We start from the raw sequence: 9,956 nt of genomic DNA, 5'->3' as shown, positions 1-9,956 counted from the left end.
CACCCTCAAGACGTGGAAGGTCCTGACCAAACTCCACTGCTGCCCGCGACGAGCCACCCCAATCCTCGCCGCGATCACGCTCCTCCAACTCATCGAGGAGCAGCGCGAGTCAGGATGAAATCAGCTCAGTCACTCCTTCAGACGGCCCGGGCCGCAACCGCTGCCTGGACCGACCGAACTCCGGACGTCGAGGAATCAGATCCGGGGCCGAACTCCCCAAGGTCCAGGAGGAACCGCGTCAGCTCGTCTCGCCGGCCACGCTGAACGAGCGCAGCCGGTCGATCGCCAGCAGCGTGCCCCCGAGCGTGAACACCACGGCCATCACCACCGCCACCGGCACCGAGACCCGTCCGGCGAGCAGGTCGGTGTCACCGACGCGGACCGCCACCGCCGTCACGTACTGCTGGATCGACAGCACCCGGGTGCCGCTCAGCAGGTTGCCGAGCATGCCCTCCCAGATCAGGACGTAGAGCAGGCCGAGCAGGACCGGCCGCCGGGTGAGCAGGCTGAGCGCGAGGAAGAGGGCGGAGTACGCGAACGCCCCGACGACGCAGCCGGCGGCGAGCCCCGCCCCCAACCGGGCCGAGCCCGCGATCAGCCCGGCGACGAACATCGGTACCCCGACGGTCACCGCCGTCACAGCGACCGCGACGGCCAGCTTGGTGACGATGATCTGGCGGCGGGGCAGCGGCTTGGCCAGGACGTGCACCAGCGTGCCGTCGTCGATCTCGGAGCCCAGCACGCCGGTGCCGACGATGAGCGAGATCACCGGCAGGACGGCCGCGAACCCCAGCCCGACGAGTACCGGCTGGGCCCAGTCGGCGGGCCGGGCGCCGAACCCGTCGGCGAGCAGGGCGAGCCCGACCAGCAGCATCGGCAACGGGAGGAGCAGCAGGAAGCGGCGGCGCCCGAAGAGCCCCCGGGTCGTGATCCGCGCGATCGTCGCGTCGAAGAGGTTCATGACTCCACCAGGTACGAGAAGACGCTTTCCAGGGACTCATCGGTGGGCAGCACGCGCCGCAGCCGGATACCGGTCCGGCGGGCGATCCGGGGCAGGGTACGGGTGAACGTGCCGTAGTCGCCGGCGCGTACGGTCAGCCCACCCGCGTCCAGTTCCACCCCGGTCACCGACTCCTCCCCCATCAGCGCGACGGCGAGCGCGCGGTCGTCGCTGGAGGAGACGGTGAACACGTGCGGCCGGTTGGTCATCAGCCGCCGGATCCGGCGGTAGTCGCCCGAGGCGGCCAGCCGGCCGGCCACGATGACCTGGACCGTGCCGGAGAGCTGCTCGACCTCTTCGAGGATGTGCGAGCTGAACAGGACCGTACGGCCGGCCGCGCCCATGTCGTGCAGCAGTTCCATCATGTGCATCCGCTGGCGCGGGTCCATGCCGTTGAACGGTTCGTCGAGCAGCAGCACCCGCGGGTCGTGCACCAGCGCCGCGGCGACCCGGGTGCGCTGGCGCATCCCCTTGGAGTACGTCGCGATCCGGCGGTCCTTCGCGTCGGCCATCTCGACCAGGTCGATCGCTCGCCGCGCCGCGGCCTCGGGCTGCGGCAGCCGGTGGAGCTTCGCGCTGGCCAGGACGAACTCCCACCCGGTGAGGAAGTCGTGCACCGCCTCCCGTTCGCTGACCAGCCCGAGCTGCCGGTAGACCGCGGGGTTGCGCCAGGTCGGCGCGCCGTCGACGAGCACCTCGCCGCGCGACGGCGCGAGGAACCCGGCCATCATGTGCAGCAGGGTGGTCTTGCCGGCCCCGTTGGGGCCGAGCAGGCCGGTGACCCCGGGGCCCAGGGCCATCGTGATGTCGTTGACCGCCACCACGTTGCCGTACCAGCGGGACACGCCCCGCAGCTCCACGGCGGCGGCCGGGCGCGCCGGCGCGGCCGGATCCGTCGCTACGCTCACCGTACTCATCGGGCCACCCTCCGGTAGCGGGCCAGCAGCAGCAGGACACAGGCGGCGACCAGGGCCACGGCCGTCGCCCCGTACACCGGGCCGTACGGCCCCACGTGGTCGCCGGCCGCGTCGAACAGCCAACTGCCCACGCCCTGGACCAGGGTGGTGGGGCTGGCGAGGAACGCGAGCCGCTGGGCGTCCGGGCCGCCGACGACGCTGATCACCCCGACGATCGGCGTGGTCACCACGAAGACCGCGACGATCAGGGCGGCGGCGACCGCGCGCCGCCCCGCCAGCGACGCCACCAGCAGCGCCAGCGACGCGTACACGGCCGCGTAGATCGCCGCCTGGGCCAGCCCGGGGAGGAAGTCGAGGAACTCGTCCCAGACCGCCCCGGCGCCGTGTACCGAGAACACACCCCCGACGAACATCAGCAGCAGCGGGCCGGCGAGCGTCAGCCACACCGCGGTGGCCAGCGCCGCCAGCTTGGCCAGGGCGTAGTCGCTGCGGCGCAGCGGACGCGAGAAGTACAGCGGCAGCACGCCGCCGCGCAGGTCGCGGGAGACCAGCTCGGGCGCGGCGGCCGCGCAGAACAGCGTGGTCAGCAGGGCGACCGCGGTGGGGAAGTCCGCGTAGCTCATCACCGGCCGCTCGGCCTGGGCCCGGATCGCGGTGAGCACCGTGGCGACGAGCACGACGAGGCCCGCCGTCGCCCACGGGAAGATCTTCGCCTTCGCGCTGCGCCCCAGCCCGAAGGCGGTGCGCAGGCCGTGCAGGTACAGCGACCGGGTGGCGTACCCGCGCCCCAGCCGCGGGCCGGTGTAGCGCTGGTACCCGATGTCGTGGATGACCCCGCCGGAGGCCGCACCGCCGGGCGCGACCTGAAGGGGTGCGGCGCCGCTAGACATGGGCGTCCTCCGTCCGGAACAGTTCGGCGACCCGGTGGCGGCGCTGGTCGAGCCGGTGCAGCGACAGGTCGAGGTCGGCGATCGCGTCGATGACCAGGTCGTACGTGGCGTCTCCGCCGAGCGGGACCACCAGGCCGCGCCCCTCGAGCTCGGGGCGGAGACCCAGGGCCGCCAGGCGGGCCGCCAACTCCTCGGTGCCTTCGCTGACCTCCACGGTGAGCACGTCGGTCACGGACGTCATCGCCGAGATCCGGTCGGCGCGCAGCAGCCGTCCACCGTCGATGGCGACCAGCGAGTCGCAGATCCGCTCGACCTCGCCGAGCAGGTGGGAGCAGACGACCACGGAGATGCCGAACTCGGCGCCGATGCGCTGGACCAGCGCCAGCATCGCGTCGCGGCCGGCCGGGTCGAGGCCGTTGGTCGGCTCGTCCAGCAGGAGCAGATCGGGATCGTGTACCAGCGCCTGGGCCAGCTTCACCCGCTGCTTCATGCCGGTCGAGTAGCCGCCGATCTGCCGGTACCGCTCCTCGTAGAGGCCGACGTGGCGCAGTGCCTCGGAGGCGCGCTCCCGGGCCGTCGCGCGCGGCAGGCCGCTGATGCGGGCCATGTGCGTGACGAACTCGGCGGCCACCTGGTCGGGCGGCAGGCAGTCGTGTTCGGGCATGTACCCCACGCGGGCACGGACCTGGTCGCCGTGGGTCGTCGGGTCGAGGCCGAGTACCCGCACGTCGCCGCTGGTCGGCGGGAGCAGCCCCAGCAGGATCTTGATGAGCGTCGACTTGCCGGCGCCGTTGGCGCCGACCAGCCCGACGATGCCCGGCTCCACCTCGACCGTCAGGTCGGACAGGGCCGTGACACCGTTGGGGTACTGCTTGGTGAGTAGCTCGGCGGTGATCAGGGACACGCCGTCACGGTACGGAGCCGGTGCCACCTCCGGCATCCGGAGCTACCCCGACACGCCCCTGATCTTTTTCCGCTCCTGACCGCCCCGTGATCCCGTGATCCCATCGACGTGCCGGCTGATGGCAGACTCGCGGCATGGACCTGCCGGTACTGCCCCCGATCGAACCGATGCTGGCCGTGAGCGTCCCGCAGATACCGACCGGCGCGGGCATGACGTACGAGCCGAAGTGGGACGGCTTCCGCTGCGTCGTGTTCCGCGACGGCGACGAGATCGAACTGGCCAGCCGCGGCGGCAAGACCATGACACGGTACTTCCCCGAGGTCGTCGCGCAGGTGCGGGCCCAGTTCCCGGCGCGCTGCGTGGTCGACGGCGAGATCGTGGTGATCCGCCACGACACCGAGATCCCCAAGCTCGACTTCGAGTTGCTCGGGCAGCGCATCCACCCGGCCGCGTCCCGGGTGGCGCTGCTGGCCGAGACCACGCCGGCGTCGTTCATCGCGTTCGACCTGCTGGCCGTCGGGGACGAGTCGTTCATGGAAACCGGGTACGCGACCCGCCGGGCCCGGCTGGCGGAGCTCCTCGCACACGTGGTGCCGCCGGTGCACGTCACCGCCACGACGCACGACCTCGACACCGCCCGGGAGTGGTTCGACGTCCTGGAGGGCGCCGGGCTCGACGGCATTCTCGCCAAGCCGGCCGACATCCCGTACGCCCCCGGCAAGCGGCTGATGTACAAGGTCAAGCATGCCCGGACCGCCGACGTGGTGGTCGCCGGGTTCCGCTGGCACAAGGACGGCCCCGTCGTCGGGTCGATCCTGCTGGGCCTCTACGACGACGCGGGCGTCCTGCACCACGTCGGAGTGAGCGCGTCGTTCAGCAAGGCGCGCCGGGCCGAGCTGGTCGAGGAGCTGGCGCCGTACCGGATCCCCGCCGAGGAGCACCCGTGGGCGGCCTGGACGTCGGCCGAGGCGCACGCCACCGGCGGGCAGCGGATGCCGGGCGCGCCGAGCCGCTGGTCGGGCAAGAAGGATCTCGGTTGGGAGCCGCTGCGCCCCGAGCTGGTCATGGAGGTCGGCTACGACGCGATGGAGGGCGACCGGTTCCGGCACACCGCCCAGTTCAAGCGCTGGCGGCCGGACCGTGACCCGAAGTCGTGCACGTACGAGCAGCTGGAGCGGCCGGTCCGGGTGGACGTCACCGAGGTGCTCGCCGGTCGGGTGTGAGCCGAGGGTGACCGGGTCCGACGTAGGCTCGCAGGGCCCGACACTCGTCCGGAAGGGGATCAGTGGTGGTCGTCCGACGCGCCGCACTGGCTTTTCTCGTCGCCGTGGTGCTCACGGTGTCGGGCTGCGTCAGCCCGACCACCCACTGGGGATCCCCCACGTCCGCCTCCGGGAACGCCGCGCCGGCCGCCGGTACCGTGCACTGGCGGCCCTGCCCCGACGTCGCGAAGGAGGCGCTCGGTAGGACCCCGGACAACGTCACGTACGACTGCGGCATGGTGAGTGTGCCGCGGGACTGGGCGAAGCCGGCCGACGGCAAACGGTTCGACGTGGCGTTGCTGCGGGCCCGCGCGACCCACCAGACCAACCGGATCGGCTCGCTGCTGGTCGACCCGGGCGGGCCGGGCGGTTCCGGCGTCGACCTGGCCGCGTACCTGTCGGTCGGCCTGCCGGCCGAGATCACCCAGCGCTTCGACGTCGTCGGCTTCGACCCGCGCGGCGTCGGCCGGTCCGACCAGATCAAGTGCTTCTCCGACGCCGACCTGGACGCCTCCTTCGGCGCCGACCCCGACCCGGTCTCGCAGGCCGCGTTCGACCAGTCGGTCGCGCTGTCCCGCAAGATGGCGCAGAGCTGCGGCAGCAAGTACGGCGACACGCTGCCGCTGTTCTCCACCGAACAGGCCGCGCGCGACATGGACGCCATCCGGGCGGCCCTGGGTGAGCAGAAGCTCACCTACCTCGGGTACTCGTACGGCACGCTGCTCGGCGCGGTGTACGCGCAACTGTTCCCGACCCGGGTCCGGGCGCTCGTCCTCGACGGGGCCATCGACCCGACGCTCGACTCGGTCGCCTCGGCCGAGTCGCAGGCCAAGGGCTTCGAGCATGCCTTCGACAACTTCGCCGCCTGGTGCCGGGACAACGCGGCCAAGTGCCCGATCGGCCCGGACGCCCGCGCCACGGTGAACTCGGTGATGGACGCGGCGCGGCGCAGTCCGGTGACCGGGTCGGGCGGCCGGGCGGCCACGGCCGGGTGGATCCAGACCGCCGTGGTCGCGTCGCTGTACAGCCAGGAGCAGTGGAGCCAGCTCGCCCTCGCGATCGACGGTCTGCGCAAGGGCAACGCGGCCGGGGTGCTGCGGCTGGCCGACTCGTACGCCGAGCGCGACGCGCGCGGGCGCTACTCCAACCTGTTCGACGCGAACGCGGTGGTCAACTGCACCGATGACGCCAACACCCCATCGGTGGAGCGGCTGCGGGCGCTGCAGGCGGACTGGCGGCAGAAGTACCCGATGTTCGGCCCGTCCAGCGCGCTCAACCTGATCTGCGCGCAGTGGCCGGCCAAGCGCGACCCGTACCCGGCCGGCGCCGCCAAGGGCGCGCCGCCGGTCCTGGTCGTCGGTACCACCGGGGACCCGGCCACGCCGTACGAGCAGACGCCCAAGCTGGCGAACATGCTCGGGGTGGGCACGGTGCTCACCTGGGAGGGCGAGGGGCACACCGCCTACCCGCAGACCCGCTGCGTCACCAGCGCCGTCAACCGGTACCTGGTCGACCTGACCGTACCGGCGAAGGGCACCACCTGCCCGGCGCAGTGACCGCCGCGTCCCGACGCCATGAGGTCGCCGCGGCCCGACGCCATGAGGTCGCCGCGGCCCGACGCCTTGATCGTCACAACTTCCGGGAAGTTGCGGTCTCCGAGGGGTGCTGAGACCACAACTTCCGGCAAGTTGTGACGATCAAGGCGGCCCCGGCGGCGCGGGCGGCCCCGGCGGGAACGGGCTGGTCAGCGGGAACGCCAGGAGAACGGGCCCGGCAGGTCGACGCGCTGCCTGCGGGTCCGCGAGTTCCACGACCAGCGGCCGAGCTGGATGCTCCACGACGACAGGCCGTGGTTGCCGAGGTGGAACCGGAACGGGCCGAACTTGATGACCTTGCGGTATGTCACCGGCATGGGAGTGTCCTTTCGCGTATCGACGCTCCTCACATACCCAGGGCTCCGGAAATCCATTCAGGACACTGCCCGCGAGGCGGTCCGGGCAGCCGCACCGTACGCCGGTGCCGGCCGCTCGGGCGCCGGCCGGCGGGTGAACACCCCACGGGCGTACAGGTTCGCCGTGACCAGCGCGGCGATGGTGATCAGGGCGCCGGCCAGTTCCGCGAGGACCGGCCGGTAACCGCGCAGCATCGCCACCGCGAAGGCGGTCACCGGCACCAGGTTCATGAACAGTGCCGCGTTCGACGCGCCGAGCCGGCGTACCGCCGTGTTCCAGGCGAGCGCCGCGACGACCGTACCGGCCAGCACGACGTAGGCGAGGTCGACCCCGGCCGCCCGCAGCCCGGCCGGCGACGGCGGGCGCTGCCAGCCGATCACGTCCGCGAGGACGGTCAGGACGACGATGGTGACGGTACCGGCGAGGGAGCTGAGGGCGGTGTACCGCAGCGGCGACCAGGCCCCGAACCGGCCGGCACCGTGGGTGTAGACCGCCCAGCCGGCCACCGCGCCGAGCATGAGCAGGTCGCCGGCGTTGACGCCGGCCAGATCGGTGAGGTGACCCCGGGTGATGACGAGGGCGACCCCGGCGAGCGCCACGGCGACCAGCGCGAGGGTGACCCGCTGCGGGCGCACCCGGTCGCGGGCCCAGCGGACGAGCACGGTCAGCAGCGGCGTCAGGGCGACCATCAGCGCGGCGTGCTGGGGCTGGGTGTAGGTCAGCCCGACGCTGGACAAGAGGTTGAACCCGGCGAAGCCGAGCGAGCCGAGGACGGCCACCTCGACCAGCCGCCCGTCGAAGCGCATCCCGGCGCGCCCTTCCCGCCAGACCAGGATCGCCAGCAGCAGCAGCGTCGCCAGGGTGTACCGGATCGCGGTCAGGTTGAACGGGTCCACATGGCGGACCGCGTGACCGAGGACGGAGAACATCACGCCCCACAGCACGACGGCGAGCAACGCGGGCATTGTCAGACCTCCCTTGTTCGATATCATTGGAACGAACGCTACGACGTTAGTTCCAAAAAAGTCGAACTAAGTGGGGCTGATCACATGGGAGAAGTGACGGAGCCGGCGTTGGCGGACGTACCGGTCACCGCGGTCCTGCAGGCCCTCGCCGACCCCACCCGGCTGCGCATGGTGCGGACGCTCGCCGACCACGGCGAACGGCTGTGCGGCACGTTGGAGGAGCAGTTGCCGAAGGCGACGCGCTCCCATCACCTGAAGGTGCTTCGCGAGGCCGGCATGACACACACCCGCGCGGTCGGCACGGGCCGATACGTGTCACTGCGCCACGACGAACTGGACCGGCACTTCCCGGGACTGCTCGGCGCGGTACTGGCCGCGGCGCCCGAACCGACGCCGTCGCCCGCCTGACCGACGGACGTCAGCCCCGCCTGACCGACGAGCGTCAGCCCTTCAGGTCGCGGTCCTTGCTCGGCTGCACCCGCTTGGGCTCCCCCGGCATCTTCGGGTAGTCCGGCGGGTACGGCAGGTCGGTGGCGCCCTGGCGCTCGTACCACTCCAGCAGCGGCGTGATGTCGTGCGCCACCTCGTCGATCCCCGCGAACGGGTCGGTACCGGCGGCCAGCCGGGCCGGCACGGTGCGCAGGTCGAAGTCGTCTGGCTCGACGTCAACCAGCTCGTCCCAGGTCACCGGGGTGGATACGGTCGCCCTGGCGTTGGCCCGCAGCGAGTACGCGCACGCGATCGTCCGGTCCCGGGCGGCCTGGTTGTAGTCCACGAACACCTTCGCGCCGCGCTCCTCCTTCCACCACGCGGTGGTGACCAGATCGGGCCGGCGCCGCTCGACCTCGCGAGCGAACGCGACCGCGGCGTGCCGCACGTCGACGAAGCTCCACCGCGGCTGGATCCGCACGTAGACGTGCACGCCCCGACCGCCGGAGGTCTTCGGGTAGCCGGTCCAGCCCAGCTCGGCGAGGACCTCGCGGACGGCACCGGCCACCTTGACCGCGTCGGTGAAGTCGGTGCCCGGCTGGGGGTCCAGGTCGATCCGCAGCTCGTCGGGGTGGTCGACGTCGGCCCGGCGCACCGGCCACGGGTGGAACACGATCGTGTTCATCTGCGCCGCCCACACCACGTGCGCCAGGTCGGTCGGGCAGAGTTCGTCCGCGCTGCGCCCGCTGGGAAAAGTGATCTTCGCGGTCTCCAGCCACGCGGGTACCCCCCGCGCCGGTACCCGTTTCTGGAAGAACATCTCCCCGTCGACGCCGTCGGGGAAGCGCTGGAGGGTCGTCGGCCGCTCCCGCAGCGACCGCATGATCGCGTCGCCCGCCGCGACGTAGTACCCGACGACGTCCCGCTTGGTGAAACCCCGCTCCGGAAAGCACACCCGGTCGGGACTGCTGACCCGCACCGTGCGGCCCGCCACCTCGAGTTCCAGCGCATCTGCCATGTGCCGCACCATACGCGCCCCGGGTCGGCCGGCGGGGGCGTTCCGGGAGGCACCGCGCACCGCCGGGCACGGTCGGGCATCGTTCCGCGGCCGGCTGGTGTTTGATCGAGGTATGGAGCACGAAACCCAGCAGCAGGACATGGACCGGACCGAACCGCAGGTACGCCGCACCGAGGAGGAGTGGCGGGCGATGCTGTCGCCGGCCGAGTTCCGGGTGCTGCGCGAGGCCGGCACCGAGGCACCGTGGACCGGCGAGTACGTGTCGACCAAGACCAAGGGGGTGTACCGCTGCCGCGCGTGCGGCGCGGAACTGTTCGCCAGCGACACCAAGTTCGAGTCGCACTGCGGTTGGCCGAGTTACTACGCCCCGCTCGCCGAGGACCGGGTGCGCTACATCGAGGACAACTCCCTCGGCATGCGCCGCGTCGAAGTGCGCTGCGCCCGGTGCGACTCGCACCTGGGCCACGTCTTCGAAGGCGAGGGCTACCCGACCCCGACCGACCTCCGGTACTGCATCAACAGCATCAGCATGCGCCTGGAGCCAGCCGAGTAGTACCCACATCCGACCGTCGTCAACGGAACGTTGACAACGGTCGACTCCCAGCGGCACAGTGCTCCC

The 9,956-nt window shown here is 71.8% G+C and carries 11 protein-coding genes and 1 pseudogene; 5 read left to right on the top strand and 7 right to left on the bottom strand.

What is annotated here, in order from left to right:
- Nucleotides 1-118 (top strand): annotated as a pseudogene (locus tag ACNTMW_RS08395) (IS5/IS1182 family transposase); the annotation flags it as partial.
- A 120-nt stretch (nt 119-238) separates the two neighbouring features.
- Here the strand turns inward: ACNTMW_RS08395 and ACNTMW_RS08390 are convergent.
- From ACNTMW_RS08390 to ACNTMW_RS08375, 4 genes are read right to left on the bottom strand one after another with little or no spacing between them, the layout of a single operon-like run.
- Nucleotides 239-961 carry an ABC transporter permease gene (locus tag ACNTMW_RS08390; protein ID WP_426632842.1) on the bottom strand — a complete coding sequence of 241 codons (723 nt, stop codon included), beginning with the start codon at nt 959-961 and terminating at the stop codon, nt 239-241.
- On the bottom strand, nt 958-1,917 hold the full coding sequence (locus ACNTMW_RS08385) for an ABC transporter ATP-binding protein (RefSeq protein WP_426632841.1): 960 nt from the start codon (nt 1,915-1,917) through the stop codon (nt 958-960). Before ACNTMW_RS08385 ends, ACNTMW_RS08390 begins: the two co-directional genes overlap by 4 nt.
- Entirely contained in the window at nt 1,914-2,807 is an 894-nt protein-coding gene (locus ACNTMW_RS08380; protein WP_426632840.1) for an ABC transporter permease subunit, read from the bottom strand. Before ACNTMW_RS08380 ends, ACNTMW_RS08385 begins: the two co-directional genes overlap by 4 nt.
- Nucleotides 2,800-3,711 (bottom strand): ABC transporter ATP-binding protein, encoded by a 912-nt coding sequence (locus ACNTMW_RS08375; RefSeq protein WP_426632839.1) that lies wholly within the window; start codon nt 3,709-3,711, stop codon nt 2,800-2,802. The genes ACNTMW_RS08380 and ACNTMW_RS08375 overlap by 8 nt, the downstream gene beginning before the upstream one ends.
- Before the next feature lie 134 nt (nt 3,712-3,845).
- On the opposite strand from ACNTMW_RS08375, the gene ACNTMW_RS08370 reads away from it, so the two are divergent.
- Both ACNTMW_RS08370 and ACNTMW_RS08365 read left to right on the top strand, forming a co-directional pair.
- A complete protein-coding gene (locus ACNTMW_RS08370; RefSeq protein ID WP_426632838.1) occupies nt 3,846-4,934 on the top strand; it encodes an ATP-dependent DNA ligase in 1,089 nt (362 codons plus the stop codon).
- 65 nt (nt 4,935-4,999) lie between these two features.
- Entirely contained in the window at nt 5,000-6,529 is a 1,530-nt protein-coding gene (locus ACNTMW_RS08365) for an alpha/beta hydrolase (RefSeq protein ID WP_426632837.1), read from the top strand.
- A gap of 188 nt (nt 6,530-6,717) precedes the next feature.
- Here the strand turns inward: ACNTMW_RS08365 and ACNTMW_RS08360 are convergent, their stop codons facing one another.
- Together ACNTMW_RS08360 and ACNTMW_RS08355 are read right to left on the bottom strand one after the other, a co-directional pair.
- On the bottom strand, nt 6,718-6,885 hold the full coding sequence (locus ACNTMW_RS08360; RefSeq protein WP_426632836.1) for a DUF4236 domain-containing protein: 168 nt from the start codon (nt 6,883-6,885) through the stop codon (nt 6,718-6,720).
- Nucleotides 6,886-6,942: 57 nt separating this feature from the next.
- Nucleotides 6,943-7,890, bottom strand: a complete 948-nt coding sequence (locus ACNTMW_RS08355) for a DMT family transporter (RefSeq protein WP_426632835.1) — start codon at nt 7,888-7,890, stop codon at nt 6,943-6,945.
- An 84-nt stretch (nt 7,891-7,974) separates the two neighbouring features.
- Between ACNTMW_RS08355 and ACNTMW_RS08350 the strand changes: the two genes are divergently transcribed.
- Nucleotides 7,975-8,298 (top strand): ArsR/SmtB family transcription factor, encoded by a 324-nt coding sequence (locus tag ACNTMW_RS08350; protein WP_426632834.1) that lies wholly within the window; start codon nt 7,975-7,977, stop codon nt 8,296-8,298.
- A gap of 34 nt (nt 8,299-8,332) precedes the next feature.
- On the opposite strand, the gene ligD is transcribed toward ACNTMW_RS08350, so the two are convergent.
- The gene (ligD, locus tag ACNTMW_RS08345; RefSeq protein ID WP_426632833.1) at nt 8,333-9,337 is read right to left on the bottom strand and encodes a non-homologous end-joining DNA ligase; all 1,005 of its coding nucleotides are present in this window, start codon (nt 9,335-9,337) and stop codon (nt 8,333-8,335) included.
- Between the two features lie 112 nt (nt 9,338-9,449).
- Here ligD and msrB point away from each other — a divergent pair, with 112 nt between their 5' ends.
- Nucleotides 9,450-9,890 carry a peptide-methionine (R)-S-oxide reductase MsrB gene (gene msrB, locus ACNTMW_RS08340; protein ID WP_426632832.1) on the top strand — a complete coding sequence of 147 codons (441 nt, stop codon included), beginning with the start codon at nt 9,450-9,452 and terminating at the stop codon, nt 9,888-9,890.
- The last annotated feature ends 66 nt before the right edge of the window (nt 9,891-9,956 follow it).

The sequence above is a fragment of the Planosporangium spinosum genome (genome assembly GCF_049999945.1).
Classification (GTDB): domain Bacteria; phylum Actinomycetota; class Actinomycetes; order Mycobacteriales; family Micromonosporaceae; genus Planosporangium; species Planosporangium spinosum.
Note: the sequence above shows the minus strand (reverse complement) of the source record. Positions and strands in the feature narration are given on the sequence as shown.

Excerpts from the sequence above, each read along its gene's own strand:
- ACNTMW_RS08355 (WP_426632835.1), bottom strand. The coding sequence starts at position 7,890 with ATGCCCGCGTTGCTCGCCGTCGTGCTGTGGGGCGTGATGTTCTCCGTC.
- ACNTMW_RS08390 (WP_426632842.1), bottom strand. The coding sequence starts at position 961 with ATGAACCTCTTCGACGCGACGATCGCGCGGATCACGACCCGGGGGCTC.
- ACNTMW_RS08360 (WP_426632836.1), bottom strand. The coding sequence starts at position 6,885 with ATGCCGGTGACATACCGCAAGGTCATCAAGTTCGGCCCGTTCCGGTTC.
- ACNTMW_RS08385 (WP_426632841.1), bottom strand. The coding sequence starts at position 1,917 with ATGAGTACGGTGAGCGTAGCGACGGATCCGGCCGCGCCGGCGCGCCCG.
- ACNTMW_RS08370 (WP_426632838.1), top strand. The coding sequence starts at position 3,846 with ATGGACCTGCCGGTACTGCCCCCGATCGAACCGATGCTGGCCGTGAGC.
- ACNTMW_RS08380 (WP_426632840.1), bottom strand. The coding sequence starts at position 2,807 with ATGTCTAGCGGCGCCGCACCCCTTCAGGTCGCGCCCGGCGGTGCGGCC.
- msrB (WP_426632832.1), top strand. The coding sequence starts at position 9,450 with ATGGAGCACGAAACCCAGCAGCAGGACATGGACCGGACCGAACCGCAG.
- ACNTMW_RS08350 (WP_426632834.1), top strand. The coding sequence starts at position 7,975 with ATGGGAGAAGTGACGGAGCCGGCGTTGGCGGACGTACCGGTCACCGCG.
- ligD (WP_426632833.1), bottom strand. The coding sequence starts at position 9,337 with ATGGCAGATGCGCTGGAACTCGAGGTGGCGGGCCGCACGGTGCGGGTC.